This window comes from Nocardia sp. NPDC058244, from assembly GCF_042882065.1.
Classification (GTDB): Bacteria; Actinomycetota; Actinomycetes; order Mycobacteriales; family Mycobacteriaceae; genus Nocardia.
On sequence record NZ_JBHVWX010000005.1, the window covers coordinates 360,920 to 386,534 of the forward strand.

The 25,615-nt window shown below is 69.5% G+C and carries 28 protein-coding genes; 19 read left to right on the forward strand and 9 right to left on the reverse strand.

Annotation, left to right across the window (positions count from 1 at the left end):
- Positions 1-85: 85 nt before the first annotated feature.
- Positions 86-1,213 carry an NADH:flavin oxidoreductase gene (locus ACFVW6_RS18045; RefSeq protein ID WP_378828876.1) on the reverse strand — a complete coding sequence of 376 codons (1,128 nt, stop codon included), beginning with the start codon at positions 1,211-1,213 and terminating at the stop codon, positions 86-88.
- Between the two features lie 113 nt (positions 1,214-1,326).
- Here ACFVW6_RS18045 and ACFVW6_RS18050 point away from each other — a divergent pair, with 113 nt between their 5' ends.
- Both ACFVW6_RS18050 and ACFVW6_RS18055 read left to right on the forward strand, forming a co-directional pair.
- Positions 1,327-1,770 (forward strand): MarR family winged helix-turn-helix transcriptional regulator, encoded by a 444-nt coding sequence (locus ACFVW6_RS18050; RefSeq protein WP_378828878.1) that lies wholly within the window; start codon positions 1,327-1,329, stop codon positions 1,768-1,770.
- Positions 1,771-2,030: 260 nt separating this feature from the next.
- Positions 2,031-3,215, forward strand: coding sequence for an alanine--tRNA ligase-related protein (locus tag ACFVW6_RS18055; RefSeq protein WP_378828880.1), 1,185 nt, complete (start codon positions 2,031-2,033; stop codon positions 3,213-3,215).
- A gap of 235 nt (positions 3,216-3,450) precedes the next feature.
- On the opposite strand, the gene ACFVW6_RS18060 is transcribed toward ACFVW6_RS18055, so the two are convergent.
- Positions 3,451-5,079 (reverse strand): FAD-dependent oxidoreductase, encoded by a 1,629-nt coding sequence (locus ACFVW6_RS18060; RefSeq protein ID WP_378828883.1) that lies wholly within the window; start codon positions 5,077-5,079, stop codon positions 3,451-3,453.
- Between the two features lie 160 nt (positions 5,080-5,239).
- Here ACFVW6_RS18060 and ACFVW6_RS18065 point away from each other — a divergent pair, with 160 nt between their 5' ends.
- From ACFVW6_RS18065 to ACFVW6_RS18085, 5 genes are all read left to right on the forward strand, one after another.
- The gene (locus ACFVW6_RS18065; protein WP_355272644.1) at positions 5,240-5,509 is read left to right on the forward strand and encodes a metal-sensitive transcriptional regulator; all 270 of its coding nucleotides are present in this window, start codon (positions 5,240-5,242) and stop codon (positions 5,507-5,509) included.
- Between the two features lie 176 nt (positions 5,510-5,685).
- Positions 5,686-6,093, forward strand: coding sequence for a hypothetical protein (locus tag ACFVW6_RS18070; RefSeq protein WP_378828885.1), 408 nt, complete (start codon positions 5,686-5,688; stop codon positions 6,091-6,093).
- A 166-nt stretch (positions 6,094-6,259) separates the two neighbouring features.
- Positions 6,260-6,886, forward strand: a complete 627-nt coding sequence (locus ACFVW6_RS18075; RefSeq protein ID WP_357346683.1) for a TetR/AcrR family transcriptional regulator — start codon at positions 6,260-6,262, stop codon at positions 6,884-6,886.
- Between the two features lie 158 nt (positions 6,887-7,044).
- Complete coding sequence (locus ACFVW6_RS18080; protein WP_378828889.1) at positions 7,045-8,403, forward strand: flavin monoamine oxidase family protein; 1,359 nt, start codon at positions 7,045-7,047, stop codon at positions 8,401-8,403.
- Positions 8,404-8,612: 209 nt separating this feature from the next.
- On the forward strand, positions 8,613-8,999 hold the full coding sequence (locus tag ACFVW6_RS18085) for a hypothetical protein (RefSeq protein ID WP_378829420.1): 387 nt from the start codon (positions 8,613-8,615) through the stop codon (positions 8,997-8,999).
- 7 nt (positions 9,000-9,006) lie between these two features.
- Here ACFVW6_RS18085 and ACFVW6_RS18090 read toward each other — a convergent pair whose 3' ends face one another.
- Positions 9,007-9,375 carry a VOC family protein gene (locus ACFVW6_RS18090; protein WP_378828891.1) on the reverse strand — a complete coding sequence of 123 codons (369 nt, stop codon included), beginning with the start codon at positions 9,373-9,375 and terminating at the stop codon, positions 9,007-9,009.
- A gap of 62 nt (positions 9,376-9,437) precedes the next feature.
- Here ACFVW6_RS18090 and ACFVW6_RS18095 point away from each other — a divergent pair, with 62 nt between their 5' ends.
- From ACFVW6_RS18095 to ACFVW6_RS18115, 5 genes are all read left to right on the forward strand, one after another.
- Positions 9,438-9,884 (forward strand): MarR family winged helix-turn-helix transcriptional regulator, encoded by a 447-nt coding sequence (locus tag ACFVW6_RS18095; protein WP_378828894.1) that lies wholly within the window; start codon positions 9,438-9,440, stop codon positions 9,882-9,884.
- Between the two features lie 141 nt (positions 9,885-10,025).
- Entirely contained in the window at positions 10,026-11,390 is a 1,365-nt protein-coding gene (locus ACFVW6_RS18100; protein WP_378828896.1) for an MFS transporter, read from the forward strand.
- 46 nt (positions 11,391-11,436) lie between these two features.
- Positions 11,437-12,096 (forward strand): response regulator transcription factor, encoded by a 660-nt coding sequence (locus tag ACFVW6_RS18105; protein WP_378828899.1) that lies wholly within the window; start codon positions 11,437-11,439, stop codon positions 12,094-12,096.
- 16 nt (positions 12,097-12,112) lie between these two features.
- The gene (locus ACFVW6_RS18110; protein ID WP_378828902.1) at positions 12,113-13,540 is read left to right on the forward strand and encodes a sensor histidine kinase; all 1,428 of its coding nucleotides are present in this window, start codon (positions 12,113-12,115) and stop codon (positions 13,538-13,540) included.
- The gene (locus ACFVW6_RS18115) at positions 13,537-14,457 is read left to right on the forward strand and encodes a TAXI family TRAP transporter solute-binding subunit (RefSeq protein WP_378828904.1); all 921 of its coding nucleotides are present in this window, start codon (positions 13,537-13,539) and stop codon (positions 14,455-14,457) included. Before ACFVW6_RS18110 ends, ACFVW6_RS18115 begins: the two co-directional genes overlap by 4 nt.
- Before the next feature lie 3 nt (positions 14,458-14,460).
- Here the strand turns inward: ACFVW6_RS18115 and ACFVW6_RS18120 are convergent, their stop codons facing one another.
- Both ACFVW6_RS18120 and ACFVW6_RS18125 read right to left on the reverse strand, forming a co-directional pair.
- A complete protein-coding gene (locus ACFVW6_RS18120) occupies positions 14,461-15,396 on the reverse strand; it encodes an alpha/beta hydrolase (protein ID WP_378828908.1) in 936 nt (311 codons plus the stop codon).
- Positions 15,397-15,539: 143 nt separating this feature from the next.
- On the reverse strand, positions 15,540-16,355 hold the full coding sequence (locus ACFVW6_RS18125; RefSeq protein ID WP_378828910.1) for an N-acyl homoserine lactonase family protein: 816 nt from the start codon (positions 16,353-16,355) through the stop codon (positions 15,540-15,542).
- Between the two features lie 227 nt (positions 16,356-16,582).
- Here ACFVW6_RS18125 and ACFVW6_RS18130 point away from each other — a divergent pair, with 227 nt between their 5' ends.
- The 7 genes from ACFVW6_RS18130 (at position 16,583) to ACFVW6_RS18160 (ending at position 22,310) form a co-directional block, all read left to right on the forward strand.
- Positions 16,583-17,704 (forward strand): NDMA-dependent alcohol dehydrogenase, encoded by a 1,122-nt coding sequence (locus ACFVW6_RS18130; RefSeq protein ID WP_378828912.1) that lies wholly within the window; start codon positions 16,583-16,585, stop codon positions 17,702-17,704.
- Between the two features lie 76 nt (positions 17,705-17,780).
- Positions 17,781-18,902 carry an NDMA-dependent alcohol dehydrogenase gene (locus tag ACFVW6_RS18135; protein WP_378828915.1) on the forward strand — a complete coding sequence of 374 codons (1,122 nt, stop codon included), beginning with the start codon at positions 17,781-17,783 and terminating at the stop codon, positions 18,900-18,902.
- Between the two features lie 205 nt (positions 18,903-19,107).
- Positions 19,108-19,629, forward strand: coding sequence for an OmpA family protein (locus ACFVW6_RS18140; protein WP_355272677.1), 522 nt, complete (start codon positions 19,108-19,110; stop codon positions 19,627-19,629).
- Between the two features lie 27 nt (positions 19,630-19,656).
- Complete coding sequence (locus tag ACFVW6_RS18145; RefSeq protein WP_378828918.1) at positions 19,657-20,553, forward strand: NAD(P)H-binding protein; 897 nt, start codon at positions 19,657-19,659, stop codon at positions 20,551-20,553.
- Positions 20,550-21,224, forward strand: coding sequence for a CPBP family intramembrane glutamic endopeptidase (locus ACFVW6_RS18150; protein ID WP_378828920.1), 675 nt, complete (start codon positions 20,550-20,552; stop codon positions 21,222-21,224). The genes ACFVW6_RS18145 and ACFVW6_RS18150 overlap by 4 nt, the downstream gene beginning before the upstream one ends.
- A 4-nt stretch (positions 21,225-21,228) precedes the next feature.
- Positions 21,229-21,666 (forward strand): VOC family protein, encoded by a 438-nt coding sequence (locus tag ACFVW6_RS18155; RefSeq protein WP_378828922.1) that lies wholly within the window; start codon positions 21,229-21,231, stop codon positions 21,664-21,666.
- A 197-nt stretch (positions 21,667-21,863) separates the two neighbouring features.
- Positions 21,864-22,310, forward strand: a complete 447-nt coding sequence (locus ACFVW6_RS18160; protein ID WP_355272687.1) for an NUDIX hydrolase — start codon at positions 21,864-21,866, stop codon at positions 22,308-22,310.
- 21 nt (positions 22,311-22,331) lie between these two features.
- On the opposite strand, the gene ACFVW6_RS18165 is transcribed toward ACFVW6_RS18160, so the two are convergent.
- Genes ACFVW6_RS18165 through ACFVW6_RS18180 form a run of 4 tightly spaced genes read right to left on the reverse strand, consistent with a single transcriptional unit; the run spans position 22,332 to position 25,600 of the window.
- Positions 22,332-23,054 carry a DUF6390 family protein gene (locus tag ACFVW6_RS18165; RefSeq protein ID WP_378828925.1) on the reverse strand — a complete coding sequence of 241 codons (723 nt, stop codon included), beginning with the start codon at positions 23,052-23,054 and terminating at the stop codon, positions 22,332-22,334.
- Positions 23,055-23,083: 29 nt separating this feature from the next.
- Complete coding sequence (hypE, locus tag ACFVW6_RS18170; RefSeq protein WP_378828928.1) at positions 23,084-24,154, reverse strand: hydrogenase expression/formation protein HypE; 1,071 nt, start codon at positions 24,152-24,154, stop codon at positions 23,084-23,086.
- Complete coding sequence (hypD, locus tag ACFVW6_RS18175) at positions 24,147-25,259, reverse strand: hydrogenase formation protein HypD (RefSeq protein ID WP_355272695.1); 1,113 nt, start codon at positions 25,257-25,259, stop codon at positions 24,147-24,149. The genes hypE and hypD overlap by 8 nt, the downstream gene beginning before the upstream one ends.
- Positions 25,256-25,600 (reverse strand): HypC/HybG/HupF family hydrogenase formation chaperone, encoded by a 345-nt coding sequence (locus ACFVW6_RS18180; protein WP_355272698.1) that lies wholly within the window; start codon positions 25,598-25,600, stop codon positions 25,256-25,258. The genes hypD and ACFVW6_RS18180 overlap by 4 nt, the downstream gene beginning before the upstream one ends.
- Positions 25,601-25,615 lie beyond the last annotated feature (15 nt).

Below are 25,615 nucleotides of genomic sequence, written 5' to 3' on the forward strand. Positions count from 1 at the left end.
TCCCTCGGGTCCGCGACAAGGACAGAACGCGCCATTCCCGAACCGAACGCGCCAATCTGCGCGTACCGGCGATCGAATGCCTCGGTCAGCTCAGGGTCTTCAGCGCCGCCGCGTCGTAGGGCTTCAGCTCGTCGGTCCGGCCCGCCAGAATCTTGGCCGCCCACTCCGGGTCCTGGAGCAGGGCGCGGCCGACGGCGACCATGTCGAATTCGTCGCGCTCGAAGCGGTCCAGGAGGTTGTCGATAGTGCCGAGCGCGGCGCCCTCGCCGGTGAAGGCGCGCAGGAAGTCGCCGTCGAGGCCGACCGAACCGACGGTGATGGTCGGCCTGCCGGTGAGCTTCTTGGTCCAGCCGGCCAGATTCAGGTCCGAGTCGTCGAACTCCGGGAGCCAGTAGCGGCGGGTGGAGGCGTGGAAGGCGTCGACGCCGGCCGCGGCGAGCGGGGCCAGGATCGCCTCGAGCTCCTGCGGGGTCTCGGCCAGGCGGGCGCCGTAGTCCTGCTGCTTCCACTGCGAGTAGCGGAAGATCACCGGGAACTCGGGCGACACGACCGCGCGCACCGCGGCCACGATCTCGGCGGCGAATCGGGTGCGGGCCACCGGGTCGCCGCCGTAGGCGTCGGCGCGCCGGTTGGTCTGCGCCCACAGGAACTGGTCGAGCAGATAGCCGTGCGCGCCGTGCAGTTCGACGCCGTCGAAGCCGATGCGCTCCGCGGCCGCGGCGGCGTCGGCGAAGGCGGCGACGACATCGTCCAAATCACCCTGGGTCATCGCCTTGCCCGCGCCCTCGGTGCCGTCGGCGCCGATCCCGGAGGGGCCCATGGCCGGGGCGTCGGGGTAGGGCTGTTCGCCCTGGTTGCGCACCATGCCGATGTGCCACAGCTGCGGCACGATCGTGCCGCCCGCCGCGTGCACGTCCGCGGCGACCTTCGCCCACCCCGCCAGCTGCTCTTCGCCGTCGAACCGGGGCACCCGATCGCTCTGCCCGGCCGAATCGTGGCCGACGTAGGTCCCCTCGGTGACGATGAGGCCCACCCCGGCGGCGGCGCGGCGCGCGTAGTAGGACCGCACATCGTCACCGGGCACACCGCCCGGGGAGAACATGCGCGTCATCGGCGCCATCACGATGCGGTTCGGGACGGTCAGGCCGTTCAGGGTGATGGGCCGGGCCAGGACCTCGGCCGTGCGGGCGGCGTCGGAGGCGGTGACGATCACGGGGTGCTCCTCATGTCACTTGACAATGTCGATGGTTGAGAACTTCAAGCAATGCCAGCCACGGTAGAGGTAACTATTTGAGATGGTCAAGTTTCTGGGGATAAACTGACCGCATGACAGCAGCTCCCCGCGTCGACACGACCCAGCTCATGGAGTTGCTCTCGGTGTCGCTCGGCGTCTACTACGGGGACTTCACGGTGGCGGCGGCGAGTGAGAACCTCACCGCGAGCCAGGGCAAGACGCTGACGGTGCTGCGCCGCGGGCCGGTCGCGATGCGCGCCCTGGCCAAGATCCTGTCCTGCGACGCCTCCAACGTCACCGGGATCATCAACCGGCTGGAGAAGCGCAATCTCGTGCGCCGCGAAGCGAGCCCCTCCGACCGGCGCGTCACCTATCTCGTCATCACGCCCGAGGGCGAACAGGTCACCGACGCGATCCGGGCGAAGATGCGGGTCACCCACGCCGGCCTGAACCGGCTCAGCGAGGACGACCGCGACCAGCTGTACGCCCTGCTCGAACGCGCCTTCGTCCACCGCGCCGCCGGTCGGTCCGAGTGAGCGCACCGCGCCATCGGACACCGCGGCCGCCTGCCGAAAATCGGTCGTGCTCCACGGGGCCGCGTTGCTACCGTGCAGACATGAAGGTCGATCCACACTTCGCCGCCGCGGCCGCACGAGCTCTCAGCTCGCCGGTCGCTGCCGCCTGACCCCTTCTCCCTGCCGGCGACCGGAAACGGTCCGCCGGCGCGCGTCGGTCTCGGTGCCCGATCGCCGGGTGTGGTCGCTTCCGGTCGATACCCATCGATGGAGCAACCACCATGATCACCACCGACCAGACCGTCCGCACCTTCCTCGACTTCTTCCGCGAACGCGGGCACGAACTCACGCCGGGCGAATCGCTCGTGCCCTCGCCGGGAGATCCGGTGCTGTTCACCACCTCCGGAATGCACCCGTTGACGCCGTACCTCCTGGGGCGACCCCATCCCCTCGGCCGTCGCCTCACCGGCCTGCAACGCTGCCTGCGCACCACCGACCTCGACGAGGTCGGCGACGACACCCACCTCACCGTCTTCGAGATGCTCGGGTCCTGGTCACTCGGCGACTACGGCGGCCCGCGGAGTCTGCGCTGGGGCCTCGAACTGCTGCGCGACGGATTCGGCATCGATCCCGGCCGCATCCACGGCACCGTCTTCGGCGGCGACGACCAGGTCGGGCCGGACCTCGAATCCTGGCGCACCTGGGACGAATTGGGTCTGCCGGTCGAACCGACCACCGACGAGAACTGGTGGTCCAACGGCCCGACCGGACTCTGCGGACCCGACTCGGAGATCTTCCTCTGGACCGGCGACGAAAACCCGCGGGGCACACCGACCTCCGACGACCGGTGGGTGGAGGTGTGGAATCACGTCATGATGCGCTATCTCCGCCATCCCGACGGCAGCCTCGAACCGCTGCCCAGGCCCAGCATCGACACCGGCCTGGGGCTGGAGAGGCTCCTGCGAATCCTGCAGAACACACCGTCGGTGTTCCAGATCGACGTCTTCCAGCCCTGGCTGACCACCCTGCCCCAGCTCTGGGGGCCACTCGAGGAACCGTCACTGCGAGTGGTGTCGGACCACTTGCGCTCGGGCATCGTCGTCCTGGGCGACGGGGTCACGCCCTCACCGTCCGGCCGCGGTCACATCCTGCGCCGCCTGATCCGCCGCACGCTGACCACGCTGTGGCGCGACGACCCGACCCGCACGCTGTCCGATCTGCCCGTCGAGCTGATCGAGCACACCCTCCACCACTTCCGGCAGTCCGTCGAGCCCCGCGAGGTGCGCACCATCCTCCTCGACGAAGAACGCGGATTCGGGCAGCTACTCCAGCGTGGGCGAAAGGTGTTGTCCCATCACCGATTCACGCGACCACTGACCGACGAGGACTACCACTACCTCCACGACACCCACGGTCTGCCCCGAGAACTCGTGGTCTCCTTGACCGCCGAAGGCGGCCTCGGCTAACGGCGCCGGGCCGCTCGGCGGGACCGGTCAGCTGGACCGGGCGGCCCGGAACCACCGCCGCCGCGCCGGACGCTCGTCCGCGCACGAACAGCGCTGTGCCGCCGGGACGTCGCCGAGCACCTGCTCGACGTGATTACCGCATCCGCTGTAGCCGGGCTTACCGCAGGTGCGACAGGTGATTCGCTGACACATAGGTTGTTCCTTTCGATGGGTGGAGAAGAACTCTCGGCCGGATCTACCGCTGGAGTTCGGCGGTGGCCGCACGCCAGGTTCGATACCCGCCGTCGAGATTGACCGCGTCCCGCCCCAGCTGGGTCAGCAGCCGCGTCGCATTGTTGCCACGCTGCCCGACCTGGCAGAACACCAGGACCGGGCCGTCCGGGATCTCGTCGGCGCGGGCACGCAGGACATCGAGGGGGATATTGCGCGAGCCGGGGATCGACCCCGCGGCGAACTCCTCCGGCGACCGGACGTCCACGACCTGCGCCCCCGTGGCAACCAGGTCGCCGAGGTCGTACCACTGCGCCGTGCGGAGCGCGCCGATGCGCAGGTTGTCGGCGAGGTAGCCGAGCATGTTCACCGGATCCTTCGCGGACCCGTAGGCGGGCGCGTACGCCAACTCCAGATCCATCAGCCGTGATGCCGTGATGCCGCCCGCCATCGCGGTCGCCAGGACGTCGATGCGCTTGTCGACCCCTTCTCCGCCGACCGCTTGGGCGCCAAGGATCCGATCGGATTCCGGGTCGACCAGTAGTTTCACCGACATGGCGCGCGCGTCCGGGTAGTACCCGGCGTGCGAGAGCGGATGCGTGTGCAGCGCCCGGAACGGGCGGCCCGCCGCGCGCAGCCGTTTCTCGCTCCAGCCGGTCATCGCCGCGGTGAGATCGAAGACGCCCACGATCGCGGTCCCCTGGGCCGGGGGATCCACGGCGGGCAGGCCCGCGATGACATCGGCCACCAGCCGACCCTGCCGGTTCGCCGCATTCGCCAAGGGCACCAGGCCGGACTGCCCCGACACCGCGTCCTTCTTCTCCACCACATCGCCGACCGCGTAGATCCCCGGCGCCGAGGCCCGCAACCGCTCGTCGACCACGATGCCGCCGCCCGGACCGATGTCGATCCCGGCGGCCCTGGCGAGACCACTTTCGGGCCGGACCCCGATCGCCATCACGACCAGCTCCGCCGGCACCGCGCGCCCGTCGGACAGCGTCACGGTGTCCGCGTCGATGGCGGTCACCTCCGCGCCCAGCTCCACTTGGATCCCGTGCTTGCGCAGCTCGGCGGCGACCGGCGCGGCCATCTCGACGTCCAGCGGTGCCAGCACCTGCGTGCCCCGTTCGATCACGGTGGTCGCGATCCCCCGGCGCACGAGGTTCTCGGCCAGCTCCACGCCGATGAATCCGGCGCCGACGACCACGGCCGACCGCACGTCGGCCGCTGCCTCGACCATCCGGTCCACGTCCGCGACGTCCCGCAGCACCAGCGCGCGTTCCACACCGGGCACCGGTGGCACCACGGCGGACGCGCCGGTGCTCAACACCAGCTCGTCGAAGGACTCCACGTACTCGCGGCCCGACTCCAGCGTACGAACGGTCACCGTCCGCGCGACCGGGTCCACCGCGACGGCCTCGTGCCGCACGCGCACATCCAGCCGGAATCGCGCCGACAGCGCCTCCGGTGTCTGCAGCAGCAGTGATTCCCGCTTGGGGATCACGCCGCCGACGTAATAGGGCAGGCCACAGTTCGCGAAGGACACGTGATCACCGCGCTCGAGCACCACGATCTCGGCTGATTCGTCCAGCCGACGCAATCGGGTGGCTGCCGACATCCCGCCGGCCACTCCACCGACGATCACCACTCTCATCTTCTGCCTCCCTGCGCTCGTGGCACGGCGGGTGCCGCACTTCCGGTTCTCATACCCCTGGGGGTATATTCGAGGTCGAGAGCCAATATACCCCCAGGGGTATCCAGCGGGACAGTGAGATGCGACTCCCCGACGGTTTCCCCGAGAGAAAGGCACCGCCATGGTCGGCAACGAAGAGACGATCGCCCAGGTCCTCAACCGCCTCCGGCGCGCGAACGGACAGCTCGCCGGGGTCATCTCGATGATCGAGCAGGGTCGCGACTGCAAGGAGGTCGTCACCCAGCTCGCCGCCGTCTCCCGCGCGCTCGATCGCGCCGGATTCAAGATCGTCGCGACCGGCCTCCGGGAATGCCTCACCGGCGACACCGCCGACGGCTCGGAACCGATGACCGAAGCCGAACTGGAAAAGCTCTTCCTCGCACTCGCCTGACCCACCGGCGGTCCTTGACCGGCCCCACCGATCAGCGGAAGCTGAGGGCCGGTATCCACCTCCCGGAAACCGAGACCTGCGCTCGACATCGATGCACCCATCGCGGTGTTCGTCACATCATCGCCGTAGCCGTGGTCCGGAATTCGCCCGCCACGGATTGTCCGGAAGGAGTGGAAATGCACGCAAGCACTGGACGGATCGCCGTCGTCACCGCCGTTGTCACACCCTTTCTCGCGGTCGGAGTGAGCATGGGGGCCGGGACCGCGGCGGCGGCCACACCGCCGACGATTTCGGTCACCCTCGCCGGTGACGACAGCTGGAACATTTCCTGGGACGGATCCCCCGCCGCGAACTGCTCCCTGTTCGTCAACGATGTCGTCAATCCCGACGCCAATCCCGCGCCGGCGGTATTCACGGCCGGCGTGAGCCCCTCGATCGCGGCGGGTTCGTACGCGGTGCGGGTGGAATGCCCGATCATGAGCGGAAACAAGAGCAATACGGTGACCTTCTACACCCCGCGCGGACCGGTGAACGACCTGCGGACCCAGTTCAGCAACGCGACCCAGGGCGCGACCGGAAGCTGATCCCGGAACCACGCGGCGGAACCCCGACGGCCACGACGGGGTTCCGCCCTCGTGCGCATCACCCGCCAGATTCTCGGACGGTTGTCCGACTTTATTCGAGTCGACCCGGGTGACGTATGCGAGAGTTGTGGCGACCTACGTCCGCCCGTGGAGCGAGGAGAGACCCGTGGCCTACGTCAAAGCGTCCGAGCGCGAGGAACAGATCGTCGCGGCGGCGGTCACCGTGCTCAGCAGGGTCGGAGTGCCCGCCACCACGCTGCGCGCGGTCGCCGCCGAGGCAGGGGTCCCGCTCGGCACGCTGCACTACGTCTTTCCCACCAAGGACAAACTGCTACAGGCGGTCATCACCACCGTCATCGGTGACATCTCGCGGACCCTCGGGACCCAGCTCGAAGTCGACAAGGGCGTCGAACACGCCCTGCGCCACGGCGTCACCGGCTTCTGGGAGATCCTGGTCACCGACCGGATCGGCCTGCAGATCATGCAGTACGAACTGATGACCTACTCGCTGCGCACCGATGCCGGCGGCAGCCTGGCCCAGCTGCAATACGAGCGGTACAGCTCGGTCGTCACCGAGTTCTGCGAACGTGCCGCCGAGGCGGCGGGCGAACGCTGCGCGGTCGGCTTCGACACGCTCGGCCGGCTGGCACTGGCCCAGATCGACGGGCTGATCCTGCAGTACGTGTCCAAGCCCGACCCCGACCGCGCCCGGCGCGACCTGAACCGGGCGGTCGACATGCTGGTGCTGTTCGCCGATCCGCAGCCGGTCGCCCGGAGCACCACCCGGCGATGACCTCCCGGCGCCACCACGTCGTGGCCGCCGGATCACCCCTTGCGTCGTCGGTCAGTTCCGCTCTATCGTAATTCGTACGGATGACCGACTTATTCCCCGCAGGCCCGCATCGGAGCGGGCGCTGTGCGGTCGGCACCACGCACCCCTGGAGTGAGACGATGGCCCACCAGAACTCCCCCACCCAGCCCGATAGCGAGGGCGCACCGCGTGCCGCGACAGTCGTCGTGATCGGCGCCGGCATGGCCGGACTGATCGCCGCCCGCGAGTTGCGCCGCCGCGACATCGACGTTCTCGTCCTCGAGTCCGCCGGCCGGCCGGGCGGGCGGGTGCTGGCCGAGACCACCGTGCTCGGCTCGCGGGTCGACCTCGGCGGCCAATGGATCGGCCACGGGCACCACCGCTTGGCGACGCTGGCCGCCGACCTCGATGCCCCGGTCTTCGCGATGCGGACGCCCAGCAGGCCCTCGATCATCGACGGCGACACGGTCGTCTCGAATGCGGGGATGACGGCAGTGGTGGCGAACGCGGTCCTGCTGGTGTGGGAGATCGCCACCCGGGTCGGCGCTCCCCGCTCGTGGCGGACGCGCAGCCTGCGGTCCTGGCTGGACCATGTGCCGAACCGGCGAGCGCGGCGGCTGCTGACCGTGATCACCTCGGTGTCCACCACCGCCGACCTCGACCGGTACTCGATGCACGCGTTTCTCGACATGATCCGCTTCCAGGGCGGATTCCGGACCATGCTGTCCACCGCGGGCGGCGCCCAGGACAGCCTGGTCACCGCCGGGGCCGGGACGCTGGCCGAACGGCTCGCGGCCGAGCTCGGCGACCGGGTGATCCTCGACAGCGCGGTCACCGCGATCCATCGCGACGACGACGGTGTCACGATCCGATCGGCCACCGGCACCTACCGTGCCGCGAAGGTGATCGTCACCGTGCCGCCGCCGACGGCCGCGCGCATCGAACACCAGCCGGCTCTGCCCGCAGCCCGAATCCACCTGCAGGACAACACCTATATGGGCTCGGTGTACAAGGCGATCGCGATCTACGACCAGCCGTTCTGGCGCGACCGCACCGACGCCGAGATGCTGGCGCTCACCGAACCGGGCCTGGCGACCTTCGACACCTCACCGCCTGGCGGTCCCGGTCACCTGTGTGTTCTCGTCGCGGGTCCCGAGGCTCGCGCCCTCGACGAACTCGACAGCGACGCCCGTCGCGCGGCGATCCTCGGCCCGCTGGCCGCCCACCTCGGCCCGGAGATCCTCGCGCCGCACGGCTGGCACGAGAAGTCCTGGCACCGGGACCCGCACGCCGGTGGCGGCTACACGGCCCTGCCGATCATCGGCTCCGACGAGGGCTATCTGCCCATCGACACGACCCCGCTGGGCCATCTGCACTGGGCAGGCTCGGAGACCGCGCGCGAACACGCCGGATACATCGAGGGCGCCATCGAGTCCGGCCAGCGTGCCGCCGCCGAAGTCGCTGCCGCCCTGCGGGATTCGCCGCCCGTGTCGATGTGATGCCGGGATGGCGACGATGTCGCCGCGTCCTTGCGTCGCCCGCTTCGACATCGACCAGCACCCGCCGCGTTCCCGGTCCGCCGGTCGGCACCCCGCACCCCACAGGGCGTGCCGAGACCAGACCCGGGATATAGCGGAGCCGTCCTTTCCCGAGGACACTGTGAACGTAGACGTTCGCTCGTCCAGTGTCGTCACGAGGAGGAATTGCCATGGCAAATTTCGGGCCTTTCGACATCGACCCGGAGGATTTCGAACGTGCGCTCCGTGACACCGGAAACGATATTCGCGACATGCTCGGAAAAGCGGGCGATTATCTGGGTCGCGTCGATCAGGGCGGCATCGGCGCCCTGACATCCTTGTTCGGCCAATTCACTCAGCAGCCACGCCCCGCGGCGCCCGAGGGCGCGACGACCGGTGAGACCGGCAGCGGCGTGTGGGCGGCGTACACCCTCGACGACGACGGCCAGGCCAGGGTCGATCAGGTGTTCCCGAACGAGCTCGAGGCGCTGCGCGCGCATCGCGACAACACCGATGATCGCCGTCGGGTGCGATTTCTGCCGTACGGGGTTCCGGTGAGCGTGCTGGATCTGCCGTAAGTCCCGATCAGGCGCGGTCGTGCAGCGTGATCCGGTAGCCGTCGGGGTCGGCGAAGGTGAATGTCCGGCCGAACGGTCCGTCGATCGGCGCGGAAACGATGGGGTGACCGTCGGCGACGAGCGCGTCGTGGATGGCCTGGACGTCGGTGGCGTGGAGCCAGATCGCGGCACCGATACCCGGCTGAGCGGCGGAGGCGAGATCGGTGCCGGGCACGATGTCACGCAGCGCGAAGGCGATCGGTGTCGTCTCGAAGACGACGGCGTGCGGCGGTCCGGTCTGCGAGCGGACGAGGCCGAGATAGTTCTCGTAGAACGCCTGCGACGCTGCGAGATCGCGTGCTTGGAGCGAGAGGAAATCGGGTCCGGTGACGGGCATGCGCATTCTCCTAGGGTCGTGTCAGCTTTCTGACACGCATCAATCTATGTCAGAATACTGACATGAGTCAAGACGGTGTCGACCTGGAAACGTCGCTCGGCTACCTGCTGAAGGAGGCGTCGAGTGCCCTGCGCGTCGCCATGGAGGAGGTGCTGCGGCCGCTCGGGATGAACGTGACGCACTACTCCTGCCTCGAGCTGCTGGCACAGCGACCGGGTCTGTCGAACTCCGCGCTCGCCCGGGGCGCGTTCGTGACCAGGCAGACCATGAACGTGCTGCTCCACACCCTGGAACGGGACGGCTACGTCACCAGGCCCGCGCAGGCACCGGTCGGGAAGGCGCTGCCGACGCGGCTCACGCCGAGTGGCCGACGCAGCCTCGAGCAGGCGACCGTCGCGGTCCGGTCCGTCGAGCTCAGGATGCTGACCGACCTGACCGAGACCGAGCGGTCGGACGCCTTGCGGATCCTGCGGAGCATGATCCGGTCCCTGCGCAACGACAACGCGTAGCCCGTTCCCGGCACACCCGCCGGAACTGGGATCACCCTAAGGGAGTGTTAGGAACCTCCCGCGCGGCTTCCGTTCGGTCTGTGACTGGCGACACAGTGGTCTCCGACGGCGCAAGGCCGCGCCGATGGAGGAGGGTGCACAGTGACAACACGGGCCGGAGGTGAACGGCGAGTCGTGGCGAACGTGCTGCGTGGCTCGATCGGCAACCTCGTCGAATGGTACGACTGGTACGTCTACGCCGCGTTCAGCGTCTACTTCGCGAAGGCGTTCTTCCCCGACGGCGACCCCACCGCGCAATTGCTCTCCACCGCAGCGGTTTTCGCGGTCGGGTTCATCATGCGCCCGATCGGCGGCTGGGCGCTCGGGCGCTACGCCGACCGGTTCGGCCGCCGCTCGGCGCTGACGCTGTCGGTGACGGTGATGGCCGCGGGCTCGCTGATGATCGCGGTGACACCGGGATTCGGCACCATCGGCATCGCGGCCCCCATCCTGTTGCTCATGGCGCGGCTGCTCCAGGGTCTCTCGGTCGGCGGCGAGTACGCCACCAGCGCCACCTATCTGTCGGAGGTGGCGTCGCCGGGCCGGCGCGGCTTCTACTCCAGCTTCCAGTACGTGACCCTGGTCGCGGGCCAGCTCACCGCCCTCGGCGTGCAGATCATCCTGCAGCAGGTACTCACCTCCGAGCAGATGCACAGCTGGGGCTGGCGCATTCCGTTCCTGATCGGTGCGGGCGGCGCGATCGTGGTGATGCTGCTGCGTCGCGGCATGGACGAATCCGACTCGTTCAAGGCCGTCGCCGGCTCGGCGGAGACCCCGGCGGCCGCGGGCAGCTCGCGCGGGTCGCTGCGGGTGCTGCTGCAGTACCCCAGGGAATGCCTGCTGGTGGTGGGCCTGACCATGGGCGGCACCGTCGCGTTCTACACCTACACGACCTACATGCAGAAGTTCATGATCAACACCTCGGGCATCTCCAAGGACACCGTGGCCTGGATCAACTTCGTCGCGCTGCTGTTCTTCGTGGTGCTGCAGCCGATCGCGGGCGGACTCTCGGACCGGATCGGCCGCCGCAAGTTGCTGATCTTCTTCGGGGTGGCGGGCACGCTGCTGACGGTGCCGATCATGTCGGCTCTCGCCCACACCGCCAACCCGTTCGCGGCCTTCGGCCTGATGATGACCGCGCTGGTGATCGTCACCGGCTACACCTCGATCAACTCGATCGTGAAGGCCGAACTGTTCCCCACCAAGATCCGCGCGCTCGGCGTCGGCCTGCCGTACGCGCTGACCGTCGCGGTGTTCGGCGGCACCGCCGAGATGATCGCCCTGGCGCTGAAGAAGGCCGGGCTCGAGTCGCTGTACTTCTTCTACGTGGCCGGGTGTGTGGCGATCTCGCTGCTCACCTACTACTTCATGCGCGAGACGTCGGCCGAGTCGACCATCGACGCCGAAGCCGCCGTCGAGACCGCGCCGGTCGAGCCGGAGCGGGCGATGGCCACCGTGCGTGGCTGACCGTCCGGCAACCGCGCCGGTCCTGCCCCTGTGGGAGGATCGGCGCGTGCGGCTTGCGGTGGTCGAGGACGACGACGGAGTGGGTGACGCCCTGGTCGAGGCGCTCACCGCGCGCGGCTACCGGGCCGAGCGCCTGCGCCGGGGTGCCGATCTGCTCATCGCCCACCGCGGCTACGACGCGGTCCTGCTCGACCTCGGCCTGCCGGACGCCGACGGGCTGCAGATACTGCGGCAACTGCGCGAGGTCAGCGCGATCCCGGTGCTGATCCTGACCGCCCGCAGCGACGAACGTTCCATCGTGCGCGGCCTGCGCGGCGGCGCCGACGACTACGTGGTGAAACCACCCCGCATCGCCGAGCTGATGGCGCGGCTGGAGACGGTGCTGCGCCGGGCGGCGGCCGTGGCCCAGCACGCCAGGACCGAGGTGGTCACCGGGGATGTCCGGGTGGACCTGCGCGCCCGGGTGGTCGAGGTGGCCGGGACCCCGATCTCGCTCACCCAGAAGGAATTCGAGCTCGTCGAGGCGCTGGTGGAACGGCCCGGCGCCGCCGTGAGCAGGCAGCAGCTGATGGACCGTATCTGGGGCGACGCCTTCGTCGCGGTCTCGCGCTCGCTCGATGTCCACATGACCGGGCTGCGCGCGAAACTGAACCGGCCCGGCCTGATCACCACCATCCGCGGCTACGGCTACCGGTGGGGCGAATGACCCGCCGAGGATACGCATGCGACGTCGGCTGCTGATCGCGCTCACCGTGTTCGCCGCGCTCGCCGTGCTGGCGTTCGCGGTGCCGCTGTCGCTGACCGCGGCCACCAGCCGAACCCAGCAGTTGGTGCTTGGCCGGTCCGGCGACGCCGACCGTTTCGCCACCCTGGCCGACGCGGCCGGGTCGGCGGGCGGGGTTCGGGCACTCGCCGACGAGGTGACCCGCTACCACGAGCTCTACGGGGAGAACGTGCTGGTCGTGGACGCGCGCGGGGCGCCGATCGTCAATGCCGGGGTCGCGGTGGACGACCCGCGGATCCGGGCCGCGGTGGCCGCCGCGCGGCGCAACCAGCGCCCGCAGCAGGTCGATCGGCTGACGCCGTGGAGCGGGCCGGTGATGCTCATCGCGCGTCCCGTGGGCACCGGGGTGCAGGTCAACGGCGCCGTCGTGATCGAGGCGTCGACCGCGGCGGCCCGCTCGGCGATCGCCCGGCTGTGGGCGTTGATCGCGGTCGGCGCGCTGGGCGCGATGGTGGTGTTCGTCCTGTTGGCGCTCGTGCTGAGCCGCTGGGTGCTACGCCCCCTGGCCGCCATGTCCGACGCGGTCGCCGAACTCACCGCGACGCTGCCGAAGCCGCGCGGGCGGGCCCCGATCACCCGGCGATACGGCGGCCCACCCGAGGTCCGTGCCCTCGCCGAGTCCGTCGACGCGATGGCCACCGCCGTCGGCGATTCCGCCGACGCGCAACATCAGCTCGTCGCCGACACCGCCCATGCCATGCGGAACCCGCTCGCCGCTTTGACGATTCGGCTCGACTCGCTCGAAGCCGCCGTCCCCGCCACCGCGTCGGCGACCTTCCGTGCCGCCACCACCGAGGTGGAACGGCTGACCGCGCTCCTGGACGACCTGCTCCAGCTGGCCGTCGCCGAAGCGCCCGCGTCCTTCGGGACCGCGGCCTCCGCCGAGGAGCACTGCGATCCGGCGCAGGTCGCGGCCGACCGCGTCGACGCGTGGGCCTCGGCGTTCGACGACGCGGGCATCCGGCTGACGGCGACACCCACCGGCCACTCCCCCGTGCCGGGCGACCGCAACGAGCGCCCGACGGCCGCCATCAGCGCGGCCGCCCTCGCCCAGATTCTCGATGTGGCCCTGAGCAATTCGTGCCGATACGCCGGATCCGGCGCGCACACGGCCGTCGGCGTCTCGGCCGGACCGGACTGGGTGACGGTGCGCGTCGCCGACGACGGAACCGGCGTCCCGCCCGACGAACTCGACCGGCTCACCGCCCGGTTCTTCCGCGGTTCGACCGCGGCCGCCGGTGGCACCGGTCTGGGACTGTCGATCGCCAACGCGCTGACCAAGGCCCGGGGCGGCACCTTGACGATCGAGGCGGTACACCCACACGGTCTCGCCGTCGCGATCCGCGTCCCGGCGGCGGCGCGATGAACGGCAGGCCGATCAGCCGTCGCCGGCTGCTGGCACTGGCCGCGCTGGCGTCGGCGGGCGTGGTCGGCTGCGCCACGAACGACCCCGCGACGATCCGGCTCGCCTCCGGCGAAGACGGCGGCTTCTACTTCGCCTTCGCCCGGCTGCTGGCCACCGCCGCCGCCAGAAACACCGACGACCTCCGCATCGAACCGGTGGAAACCGCCGGCTCCCAACAGAATCTGCGCATGGTCGCCGACGGCGAGGTCGACACCGCGCTCGCACTGGCCGACTCGGCGAGCGACTTCGGTGGCCGCGTGCTGGCGCTGGGCCGGGTCTACGAGAACTACTTGCAATTGGCTGTCCGCGCCGACGGCCCGATCACCCAGGTCACCGACCTGCGCGGGCGCCGGGTCAACCTCGGCGCGGAGGGTTCGGGCGCCGCGGTCACCGGTGAGCGCCTGCTGCGCACGGCCGGTGTCGACCCCGCCGATGTCGCGGTCGAGCACCGTCCCCTGCGCGAGGCCGCCCAGGCGCTGACTGACGGCGCCATCGACGCCCTGTTGTGGGCCGGTGGCGTGCCGACCGCCGCGCTCACCGTCCCCGACCCGATGCGACTGCTCGACCTCGGTGGCCTGGCCGCTCCCCTGCGGGAGCAGTACGGCCCGGTCTACGACCGCGTCGCCATCCCGGCCGACGCCTACCCGGGCAGCCCCGCGGTGCACACGATCGGCGTCGCCAACCTCCTGCTCGCCACCGCGGACCTGCCCGACGACACCGCCGCCGCCATCGTCGACCTGCTGGTCCACCACGCTGACGCGCTCGTCCCCGCCGAGGCCGCCGGCGCCCAGTTCCTCGACGGCCGCTTCCTCATCGGCACCGGGACCATTCCCCTGCATCCCGGCGCCGCCGCCGCGTACCGCCGTTGGCACGGATGACGATCAGACCAGGTGCTTGCGGTAGAACGGCACCAGGCTCGCCAGCGCTTCCCCGGTCGGGCCCGGCTGGTCGTACAGGTCGTAGTGCGAGGCACCCTCGACCACGACGAGCTGCTTGTCCTTCGACGCGGCGCGACCGTAGAGCTCCATGCTCAGCCGCTGCGAGGCGAAGGCACCCACCTTGTCGCCGATGACGACGCACAGCGGCTGGGTCAGGAACACCTCCACGCGGTCGTAGGCGTCCCAGTCGGCCAGCGCGGCCTGACGAGCGAAGTTGAAGCTGGTCTTGCCGCCGGGGGTCTGGCCACGATCGGTCTTGTAGTACTCGGTGGCCTCGACGATGTCGATGTCGGTGACACCGGCCTGTTTCGCCGCCTCGACCGACGGCGGCAGCAGATCATTGATCACCTGCGCCTGTCCGCGCGCCTCCGCGGTGCGTTGCGCGGCGATGGCCTCGAGCATGCCCAGCGCGTTGTACTCCGAGAAGCCTTCTCGCATCAACCGGCCGACATTGCTGCCGACGACAGTGCCCAGCGCCTTGATCCGGCGGTCGATCTTGGTGGCCGCCACCGCGTACCCCGCGCCACCGCAGATCGCGAGCACACCGATCTTGTCCGCGTCCACATACGGCAGGGTGACCAGGTGATCGATCACGAAGCTGAAGTCGCTGGTCCGGAAGCCGGGATCCTCGACCGAGCGCGGATCGCCACCGCTGTCACCCTGGAAGCTCGCGTCGAACGCCGCCACCACGAAACCAGCTTCGGCCAGCGCCTTGCCGTAGATATTGCCCGACGTCTGCGCCTTGCAACTGCCGGTCGGATGGCCGGAGACGATGGTGGGATACACCTTCGACTCGTCGAACCCCGGCGGGAAGTAGATGTCGGTCGCGATATCCCAGGCCCAGCCCCTGACCCGCACAGTGGTGATGTTGTCTGCCATGACCTGCTCTCCCATTCGTCGGCTATCTCTTGGCTACGACACGAATCTATGACCGCGTCGACGGCCGAAGAAGGGCGGAACAGTGCATAGGAACGTTCGTTCCCAGTCGGGACCGGTGCCACCGATCCCGACCGCTCCCCGGCCTAGCCCGCGGCCGCTAGTTCAGCCGCGCTGGTGATCTCGGCGCCGCCCGCCCGCAAACTCTCCCAGTCCTGCGTGTCGTGACTGATCCAGACGGTGGTGCCAGGCTGGGTGCCGAGCAGTTTGAGCTTCTGCAGCGCGCTGTGCTTGTGCAGGCTGTCGACGTCGAAGGGCATGCCGATGGTGAGGTCCACGCTGGCCCGCTGGTGGGCGGCGTCGCTGGTGAGCACGAGGGTGCTCTCGTCCGGCAGGCGCAACTTCAGCCCGAGGGTGCCGGGGGTGTGGCCGGGCAGCGACAGCAGGACGACGCTGCCGTCGCCGAACATGTCGTGGTCATAGCCCGCCGGGACCTCGTTCCAGCTGATCCTGCCCGCGGCTTCGATGTCCTCGGCGCGGAAGAACGGTGCGTCCAGGGTGCGCGGAGTCCGCGCGTAGCGCAGTTCGCCCGCCCCGATGAAGCCCTGCGCGTGCGGGAACAGATCAAGCCCGCCGGTGTGGTCGAAGTGCATGTGCGAGAGCACGATCCGACGGACGTCGGTGGTCTTGTAGCCGAGGGCTTCGATCTGGCGGTCCAACCGGTAGGACTCGGGGAACTCGATCTGGAACGCGGCCGCCATGTCGCCGTAGGCGGCGGCCGGATCACCGGCGCCCGCCAGGCTGGTGTCGAACAGCATCAGCCCTTCGTCGTGCTCGATCAGGAAGGCGGGCGACGGGATCGTGTCGCTCTCCCCGCCGGTACCGAGCATCAGGATGCCGCAGTCGACGGTGAGTCGTGGGGCATCGAGCGCCCAGACCCGGCGAACGGTATCGATGGCCATGAATTCTCCTCGAATTTCAACGAGCACACCACGCCGTGCGCAATGTGATCCCTTTCACAGACAATTCGGAGACTATCGGCCGAAATGTCACCCACCAAGTGAAGTATTTCGAATACGCGCTTCACGAATCGGAAATTGACCTCGGCGGATTCCGGTGCGAGCATCGCAGTGTCAGGCGTCACACCGGGTCACGCCAACGATCCGGCACGTTTCCGAGGGAGTAATCGATGTTGACACGGGGCGCAGTGCTGCGCGAATCACCGGGAACCTACGAAATTGTCGAAATGGAACTCGACGATCCGCGGACCGGTGAAATCCGGGTCAGGATGGTGGCCAGCGGGCTGTGCCATTCCGACGATCATTTCGCCACGGGTGACCAGACCCCCGGAATTCTGCCCCTCACGGGCGGCCACGAGGGCGCGGGCATCGTGGAAGCGGTCGGGCCCGGCACGACCGGCTTCGCCGAGGGCGACCACGTGGTGTTCTCGTTCCTGCCGGTCTGCGGCCGCTGCCGCTGGTGCGCGAAGGGTCTGCAGAACCTCTGCGATCTCGGCGCGTTCCTGGCCACCGGCGCCCGCTTCGACGACCCCACCTCGTTCCGGCTCTCGCTCGACGGCGCGCCGGTCGGGCAGCTCGCCGGGCTGGGCACGTTCTGCGAGTACGTCACCGTCTCGGTGTCCTCCGCCATCCGCATCGATCCCTCGATCCCCCTCGATGTCGCGGTCCTCGCCGGCTGCGGTGTCGGTACCGGCTGGGGCGCGGCCGTCAACTCCGCCCAGGTGCGGCCCGGCGACGTCACGATCGTGATGGGGATCGGCGGGATCGGCATCAACGCGGTCCAGGGTGCCGCGCACGCGGGCGCCGGCGCGGTGATCGCCGTCGATCCCGTCGCGTTCAAGCGCGACTCGGCCCTGAAACTTGGTGCCACGCACGCGGTTTCCACCATCGAGGAAGCCGAAGAACTCGCCCGCTCGATGACGAACGGGCAGGGCGCGGACTCGGCGATCGTCACTGTCGGCGTGACCACGGGCAAGCACATCGGTCAGGCGCTGCAAGCGGTCCGCAAGGCGGGCACCTGCGTCGCCGTCGGCCTGGGCGACTCCTTCGTCAAGGACGGCGATATCGACCTGCACCAGCTCATCCTGTTCCAGAAGCGGTTGCAGGGCTCGCTGTTCGGCGCCTGCGCGCCGACCGCCGACATTCCCGCCCAGCTGGCGATGTACCAGCAGGGCAGCTTGAAACTCGACGAACTCGTCACCACCCGCTACCCGCTCGAGGACATCAACCAGGGCTTCGAGGACATGAAGGCCGGCCGCAACCTGCGCGGCGTCATCGTCCACCAGCACTGACGTTCCCGCAACGTCGAGCCGTACGGGGACGAGCCGCCCTGTCACATCTCCATGAGCAACAGTGAGGAAGCACGACATGAAGACGACTGCCGCGATTCTGTGGGAGGCCCCCGGCGCCTGGGACGTGCGGACAGTGGATCTGGACGAGCCCGGCGAGGGCGAGGTGCTGGTCAAGGTGATGGCCTCGGGTCTGTGCCATTCCGACGACCATTTCGCCAAGGGCGACATGCGATTCCACTCCTACCCGGCGTGCGGCGGTCACGAAGGTGCGGGCATTGTGGAGGCCGTCGGGCCTGGCGTGACCCGGGTACGGCCCGGTGATCACGTGGTGACCTCGTTCATCGCCGCCTGTGGACACTGCCGGATGTGCGTGAACGGGCACCAGAACCTGTGCGACGCAGGCCATCTCATCACCGTCGGCACGCGCCCCGACGGCACCTTCCGCATGCACGCGGACGGGCGCGGCGTCGCGCAGAACGCGTGTCTGTCCACGTTCTCGGAGTGGACGACCGTCCCGCAGGAGTGCGTGGTCGTGATCCCCGACGACATCCCGTTCCGGACCGCCGCCATCGTCGGCTGCGCGGTGCCGACCGGGTGGGGGTCGTCGACCCGCGCCGCCGGTATCGATGTGGGCGATGTGGTGGTCGTGGCCGGAACCGGCGGAATCGGGATGAGCGCCGTCCAGGGCGCGGCCTTCCGGGGCGCGGGCCGGGTGATCGCGGTGGATCCGGTGCCGATGAAGCGCGACTTGTCGCTCACCCTCGGCGCCACCGACGCGGTCGAGACGATCGAGGAGGCCGGGGAGCTGGCGCGCGCCGCCACCAACGGCCAGGGCGCGGACTCGGTCGTGGTCTGCATCGGTGTCCCCACCCAGGAGCAGCTGAAGCAGTCCTACGACGCGCTGGGCAAGCGGGGCACCCTCGTGGTGACCAGCGCGGCGCCGCACACGCTGACGGAGATGTCGGTGCCGGTACTCGACCTGACCATGAGCGAGAAGCGCATCCAGGGCGCGCTGTACGGGATGGCGGGGCCGCGGAACGAGGTGCCGATGCTGCTCGAGCTGTACCGGCGCGGTGCGCTGCGGCTCGACGAGATGGTCACCACCGTCTATCAGCTCGAGCAGGTCGACGAGGCGTACGAGGACATGCACGCGGGCCGCAATATCCGCGGCGTCATCGACTTCGCCGGCAGGCACTGAGACCGCGTCCGCTGGGTTCACCCGATTCGGGTGAGGCGCGCGGACGGCGGGCGGCGCACGATTCGCCTATGGGATCGACTCCAGTTCTGGGCTCGGTGCTGTCGGTCGACGCAGCGGGCGCGAGAGCGACGACGATCTCGACGACATGGGACCGACCGAGCTGTGTACGACCCGCTGTCCGACCTTCACAGACCAGGAGATGCCAGTGAAACTCACGAGCAGTGTCTACGGGATAGCGTCGATCGCGGCGGTCGTGCTGATGACCGCCGCGTGCAACTCCGACGACACCGCGTCCACGACGACCGCCTCGACACCGCCGGCCAACACCCTGCAGAGCAGCATCGTCGCCACGGCGTCCTCGGCGGTCAGCTCCGTGCGCGACAACGTGCAGCAGACGGTGCAGGACGCGATCAACAAAATCCTGGTCGCCGCCCCGATCTCCTTCGACCCGGGCAGTTCGGACCTCGGCACGACCGACACCGTCACCCTCAAAGCGGTCGCGGCTGCCCTGCAGGGCAACGACACCAAGATCGAGGTCACCACCTACGCCCAGGATTCGAATGTGGCCACGGCCAAGACCCTGGCCGAGGCCCGCGGTGACAATATCGCGGCCGAGCTCGAGGCCGACGGCATCGACAAGTCGCGCATCACGGTGAAGTCCGACGCGAATCCGTCCGACCCGCAGGTCGATCCCGATCAGGCCAAGATCACGGTGGTCGACGGATAGGCCGGACGGCACCGACACGGAGCGGATGTGGACGTTCTCGTAGCCGGTTCGACCGGGTTCATCGGACGGCGGCTCTGCCCGGTTCTGCAGGAGTCGGGCCACACCGTGCGGGCGATGACCCGGCATCCGGGCAACTATCGCGGGGCGGGCACCCCGGTCGGCGCCGACGTCGCCGACCGGGAGTCGCTGTATCCCGCGCTGCGTGACTGCGACTGCGCCTACTACCTCGTGCACTCGCTGACCGAGGCGGACTTCGCACGGCGCGACGCGGCGGCGGCGCGCAACTTCGGGCAGGCGGCCGCCGCGGCCGGCCTCGAGCGCGTCATCTACCTCGGCGGGCTGGGAGACGACGCCGATCGTCTCTCGGCGCATCTGCAGAGCCGCAGGCAGGTCGAAACGCTGCTCGGCGAGGCCGGTGTCCCGGTCACGACATTGCGTGCCGGGATCATCGTCGGGCACGGCGGCATCTCCTGGGAGATCACCCGGCAGCTGGTCGAGCACCTGCCCGCGATGATCACCCCGCGCTGGGTCCGCACCCGCACCCAGCCGATCGCCGTCGACGACGTGATCCGCTACCTGGCGGGCGTGCTCGACGAGCCACGGACGACCGGCCACACCTATGAGATCGGCGGACCGGACGTGCTCGCCTATCTCGACATGCTGCGGCGCGTGGCCCGGATCCAGGGTCGGCCGACACCGATCGTGCCCGTTCCCCTCCTCTCCCCGCGACTGTCGTCGCTGTGGCTCGCGCTGGTCACCGATGTCGATGTGCAGACCGGCCGCTCGCTCATCGACTCGATGGTCAACGAGGTCGTCGTCCACGACACCACCATCCGCGATCTCCTGCCGTTCGACACGATCGGCTACGACGAGGCGGTCCTGCGAGCGCTCGGCGAGCGCGTCGGGCTGCGGCACGACGCATGAGGACCGGCTCGTGGCCGCGGAGGAGACGGCCGAGGCGGGGCGAGCGACGGCCAGGAGAGGTCGCCGTCGTCGGCCTGACCGGCGCGGCGCTGCTCGGCGCCTCGCTGGCCGCACCGCCGGCGAGTGCCCGCTTCTACGGCCTCACCCTCGCCACGGCGGCCACCCTGACCTTCGGTGGCCTGGCTACCACCCCGCCGCCGGTGCGACCGCGCGACCGGCGGGTCCTCGTGCCCGCGATCACCGGCATCGCGGCCTTCGGTGCGTTCTACGGGTGCGCCCTGATCGTGCGACGAATCCCGGTGCTGCGCAGCGCGATCACCGAGCTCCTGCGTTACGCCGATCGTGGCAGGACGCCGGCGGTGCTGCTGACCGCGCTGGCCAACGGCGCGGCCGAGGAGGTCTTCTTCCGCGGTGCGGTCTACCACGCCGCGCCCCGCCGGCCGGTCGCCGTATCCACCGGCGCCTACGTTCTCAACACGACCGCGACGCGCAATCCGGCGCTGGTGCTGGCCGCGGCGGTCATGGGCACTCTGTTCGGCCTGCAGCGGCGGCACACGGGCGGGATCGAGGCCTCCCTGATCACGCACCTGACGTGGTCGACGCTGATGCTGCACTTCCTGCCACCGCTGTTCCTCGACGACCACCGCCCGACCCCGGAGTCCCTAGGATGACCGCATGCCAGTCACGATGAACAATGTCGGCATCGTCGTCGAGGATCTTTCGGCGGCGATCGAGTTCTTCACCGAACTCGGCCTAGAACTCGAAGGCCGCGCCATGGTGGCGGGCGAGTGGGCCGGACGCGTGACCGGCCTCGGCGACCAGCGGGTCGAGATCGCCATGATGCGCACGCCGGACGGGCACAGCAGGCTCGAGCTGTCGCGCTTCCTCGTGCCGCAGGTGCTCGACGGTCCCCGGGAGGCCCCGGTGAACACGTTGGGCTACCTCCGCGTCATGTTCACCGTCGACGACATCGACGACACGCTCGCTCGCCTGGGCAGATACGGCGCGCAACTCGTCAGCAGCGAGGTGGTGCGCTACGAGGACGTCTACCGCCTCTGCTACATCCGTGGCCCCGAGGGCCTGCTCATCGGGCTCGCCGAAGAACTCCGGTGACGCGGGACCGGAGAGGGCTCGTCCGCGGGATCTCATCCGGGCCGGATCGGGTGCGTGGGCTCGGTCACGGCTTCGCAATCTTGCGTCCTGATTCGCCCACGACCGTAGTGCCCGAGACGTACGGTAATCACCGACCACCGTCGTCGAATCCGGCCGCGGTGGTGAACGGTGGCGGAGTCGAAAGTTGGTGAGTACTAGTGGTATCCGAGTCGGAGTTCGAAGAACTGTCGCGTCGAGCCGAGGTCGACGGTACCGCACCGCGAGTCGGTGCGATCATCGATCGCGGCGGACAGGTACTCCTACTCGCGCGCCACGACACCGGCCCGATCAAGGCCACGCTGAAGCTTCCCGGCACCACCGTGCTGCCGCGCGAGCCCCTCGCCGACGCGGTCGTCCGGGGCGTGTACGAGGAAACGGGCCTGACCGTCACCGGGATTCGGCACCACGTCGGGGATTTCGACTACCTGTCCCCCGATGCGCACCCGGTGCGCCGCCTGCATTTCGCGGTGGATGTCGCGGCGACCGATCCGATCCGCCTCACCGTCCACGCCCGGTACGTCTGGGCGCCACTCGACGGCGAGCTCCTGGTGACCTCCTCCATTCGCCGCATCCTCGAGACCTACCGGACTCTCGTTCATCCCTGAGGCCGGACGCGCCGAGGACGATTAGCGCCGAGCGGTTCGCGCGGTGCCGGTCAACCGGCGGTTGGTCACCCGCAGCTGCCGTGCGGTGCTAGTGACCAACGCGCGCGTCTGCCCGGAATCGAGACGGCCACAGACACGCCCCCAGTGGACGGCGACCTGATCACCGACAGCCACGTCGGTCGCGAGGTGCTCGTCGTCCACTTCGGCGCGCTGGAGCGCCGGGACGGACAGCCGCAGCAGCGAACCGTCCAGGACCAGCCGCTGACAGCGGACAGCGACCGTGCTTCCGTCGCGGGCGGTCACGGTGCCCCAGGTGATGCGGCAGCTGTCCAGGATGCGGATCGGGTGTTCGTCGGCGCCGCGCCCGAGCAGCCGGGTCCAGGGGTACACGCCGAAGACGTGGAAGCCGTGGTTGGCGGCGGCTTCCGCGGCGAGGTCGGCGTTCAGGTACGACCAGTAGTGCCCGGCCATCGGCGCGATGATCGCGAGCAGTTCGGTGGTGAAGGCGTCGGCGTCGAGGTCGGCGCCGATCCCGCCACCGAGCCAGTAGGACTCGACGAGGCGCTGGTCGAGGGGATCGCTGATGCCGGTCAGTCTCGACATGGCCCGCAGGTAGGGCCAGGCGCCGGAGAACTGCCGGGCCAGGACGCGGATGTCGGCGGCGGAGCCGTGGTGCAGCGCCCGCGCGTCGGCGGGACCGCAGTAGCCGAGCCGGTTGGGCGCGTAGGCGTAGCGGGCGAACATCCCGGTCCCGTCGATGATCGCGCCTCCCGTCAGCAGATCCGTGGCAGTTGTTCTCCGGCGGGCAGATCCACCACCCTGGTCCCGCCCAGGGCGGTGCGGGCGACCACCATGCCCGGATGGTCCTCGACGCACACCCCGATGGCTTCGGCGCGAGCGCCCAGCGGGTGCGCGCGCAGGGCCGCGAGCACCCGGTCGGCGTCTTCGGGGGCGACGAAGGCGATCAGCTTGCCCTCGTTGGCGACATACATCGGATCGAGGCCGAGCAGGCCGCACGCGTCCCGGACCGCGTCGGGCACGGGCAACTTCCGTTCATCCAGCGCCACACCGACTTTCGCGACGCCCGCGATCTCGTTGAGTGTCGCCGCGACTCCGCCGCGGGTCGGGTCGCGCAGCACGTGCACATCGGCGCCGGTGGCCAGCATCGCGGCGACCAGGCCGTTGAGCGGCGCGGTGTCGCTGCAGACGGTGGTGCCGAATTCGAGGCCTTCACGGCAGCTCATCACCGCGACGCCGTGCACTCCGATGTCACCGCTGACGAGCACGACGTCACCGGGGCGGGCGCGCTGCGGACGGATGTCGACACCCTCGTCGACGATGCCGATGCCCGCGGTGTTGATGAAGATCCCGTCGCCATGGCCGGAGTCGACCACCTTGGTGTCACCGGTGACCAGCGTGACCCCGGCCGCCAGCGCGGCGGTGCCGACGGCCTCGGCCACCCGGGCGATCTCGGCGAGCGCGGTGCCTTCCTCGAGGATGAACGCCGTGGACAGCACCATCGGCCGCGCGCCCGCCATGGCCAGGTCGTTGACGGTGCCGTTGACGGCCAGGTCACCGATCGACCCGCCGGGGAACACCAGTGGTTTCACGACGAAGGAGTCCGTCGAGAACGCCAGGCGCGTCCCACCGAGGGTGAGCACCGCAGAATCGCCCATCCCGGCGTCGGCGGCGGCGCCGAACGCGGGCAGGAACAGGTGCTCGATCAGCTCACCCGACATCGCTCCCCCGCCACCGTGGCCCATCACGATGGTCGGCGAGTCGCGCAGCGGCATGGGACACACCCAGCTGTCCATGTCGAGCGCGGCCGCGTTGTCCTCACGCATGAGCCACCTCCGCGGGCAGGTCGAGGCGCCGGTACAGGTAGTAGGCCGCGCAGGCGCCTTCGGAGGAGACCATGGTGGCCCCCAACGGGTTCCGCGGGGTGCACTGCTTGCCGAACGCGGCGCACTCGTGCGGCTTGATCAGCCCCTGCAGCACCTCGCCGGAGCGGCAGATCGAGGATTCGGCGGTGTGCAGGTCGGTGACCGCGAACCGGTCCTCGGCGTCGTAGGCGCGGTAGCGTTCGGAGAGGCGCCAGCCGCTGTCGGGGATCACGCCGATGCCGCGCCAGGCGCGGTCGGTGACCTCGAAGACATCGGCGAGCATCGTCTTCGCGGCCGGGTTGCCTTCGGCGCGGACCGCGCGGGGATAGGCGTTCTCGAGTTCGTGCCTGCCGTTCTCGAGCTGGGTGACGGTGCGCCGGATGCCTTCCAGGATGTCGAGCGGCTCGAAGCCGGTGACCACCATCGGTACCCCGTACTTGTCGGCCAGCGGCGGGTATTCCTCGGTGCCCATCACGCTGCAGACGTGTCCGGCGGCCAGGAAGCCCTGCACCCGGCAGCTCGGCGATTCCATGATCGCGGCGATGGCGGGCGGGACGAGCACGTGCGAGACCAGCAGCGAGAAGTTCTCGATGCCGAGCTTCTTGGCCTGGTAGACGGTCATCGCGTTGGCGGGCGCGGTGGTCTCGAAGCCGATGCCGAAGAACACCACCTGCCGGTCCGGGTTCTGCCGGGCGATGGTCAGCGCGTCCAGGGGCGAGTACACCACGCGGACGTCACCGCCTTCGCTCTTGACCCGGAACAGGTCACGTTCGCTGCCCGGCACCCGCAGCATGTCACCGAAGGAGCAGAAGATCACCCCGGGCTGGGCGGCGATCTCGAGCGCCTTGTCGATCACCTCGAGCGGGGTGACGCACACGGGGCAGCCGGGGCCGTGGATCATCTCGATCTCGTTCGGCAGCAGCTGGTCGATGCCGTGGCGGATGATCGAATGGGTCTGTCCGCCACAGACTTCCATGATGGCCCACCGCTGGGAGGTGGCCGCGCGGATCTGGTCGAGCAAGTTCTTCGCCAGGTCGGGGTTGCTGAATTCGTCGAGATACTTCATGACGTCACCTCCGTGTCGTCGCCGGCGCCGGCGTCGGTCGCTGCCGGTTCTGCCGTGGGATCGGGGAGCCCGGATTGTTTGGCGGCGAGGGCGAACCCGTCGCCGAACTCCTCGTTGAGCACACCGAGGTGCTCGAATTCGGCCAGTGTGCGCAACGCCGATTCCTCGTCGAGGCGCTGGATGGCGAAGCCGACGTGGACCACCACGTAATCGCCGATCGCCGCGTCCGGAATGTATTCCAGGCACACGTCTTTGTGCACGCCGCCGAAGTCGACGACCGACATCATGGTGCCGTCGCGTTCGTGCAGGCTGAGCACCTTTCCCGGGACTGCCAGGCACATCGCTGCTCTCCTTTC

Bases quoted from the DNA above. Each gene is read 5' to 3' on its own strand.
- hypE (WP_378828928.1), bottom strand. From the start codon at position 24,154: ATGCGTGAGGACAACGCGGCCGCGCTCGACATGGACAGCTGGGTGTGT.
- ACFVW6_RS18070 (WP_378828885.1), top strand. From the start codon at position 5,686: ATGCACGCAAGCACTGGACGGATCGCCGTCGTCACCGCCGTTGTCACA.
- ACFVW6_RS18110 (WP_378828902.1), top strand. From the start codon at position 12,113: ATGCGACGTCGGCTGCTGATCGCGCTCACCGTGTTCGCCGCGCTCGCC.
- ACFVW6_RS18165 (WP_378828925.1), bottom strand. From the start codon at position 23,054: ATGTTCGCCCGCTACGCCTACGCGCCCAACCGGCTCGGCTACTGCGGT.
- ACFVW6_RS18050 (WP_378828878.1), top strand. From the start codon at position 1,327: ATGACAGCAGCTCCCCGCGTCGACACGACCCAGCTCATGGAGTTGCTC.
- ACFVW6_RS18080 (WP_378828889.1), top strand. From the start codon at position 7,045: ATGGCCCACCAGAACTCCCCCACCCAGCCCGATAGCGAGGGCGCACCG.
- hypD (WP_355272695.1), bottom strand. From the start codon at position 25,259: ATGAAGTATCTCGACGAATTCAGCAACCCCGACCTGGCGAAGAACTTG.
- ACFVW6_RS18130 (WP_378828912.1), top strand. From the start codon at position 16,583: ATGTTGACACGGGGCGCAGTGCTGCGCGAATCACCGGGAACCTACGAA.
- ACFVW6_RS18120 (WP_378828908.1), bottom strand. From the start codon at position 15,396: ATGGCAGACAACATCACCACTGTGCGGGTCAGGGGCTGGGCCTGGGAT.
- ACFVW6_RS18060 (WP_378828883.1), bottom strand. From the start codon at position 5,079: ATGAGAGTGGTGATCGTCGGTGGAGTGGCCGGCGGGATGTCGGCAGCC.
- ACFVW6_RS18125 (WP_378828910.1), bottom strand. From the start codon at position 16,355: ATGGCCATCGATACCGTTCGCCGGGTCTGGGCGCTCGATGCCCCACGA.
- ACFVW6_RS18065 (WP_355272644.1), top strand. From the start codon at position 5,240: ATGGTCGGCAACGAAGAGACGATCGCCCAGGTCCTCAACCGCCTCCGG.
- ACFVW6_RS18180 (WP_355272698.1), bottom strand. From the start codon at position 25,600: ATGTGCCTGGCAGTCCCGGGAAAGGTGCTCAGCCTGCACGAACGCGAC.
- ACFVW6_RS18090 (WP_378828891.1), bottom strand. From the start codon at position 9,375: ATGCCCGTCACCGGACCCGATTTCCTCTCGCTCCAAGCACGCGATCTC.
- ACFVW6_RS18095 (WP_378828894.1), top strand. From the start codon at position 9,438: ATGAGTCAAGACGGTGTCGACCTGGAAACGTCGCTCGGCTACCTGCTG.
- ACFVW6_RS18135 (WP_378828915.1), top strand. From the start codon at position 17,781: ATGAAGACGACTGCCGCGATTCTGTGGGAGGCCCCCGGCGCCTGGGAC.
- ACFVW6_RS18155 (WP_378828922.1), top strand. From the start codon at position 21,229: ATGCCAGTCACGATGAACAATGTCGGCATCGTCGTCGAGGATCTTTCG.
- ACFVW6_RS18150 (WP_378828920.1), top strand. From the start codon at position 20,550: ATGAGGACCGGCTCGTGGCCGCGGAGGAGACGGCCGAGGCGGGGCGAG.
- ACFVW6_RS18115 (WP_378828904.1), top strand. From the start codon at position 13,537: ATGAACGGCAGGCCGATCAGCCGTCGCCGGCTGCTGGCACTGGCCGCG.
- ACFVW6_RS18055 (WP_378828880.1), top strand. From the start codon at position 2,031: ATGATCACCACCGACCAGACCGTCCGCACCTTCCTCGACTTCTTCCGC.
- ACFVW6_RS18085 (WP_378829420.1), top strand. From the start codon at position 8,613: ATGGCAAATTTCGGGCCTTTCGACATCGACCCGGAGGATTTCGAACGT.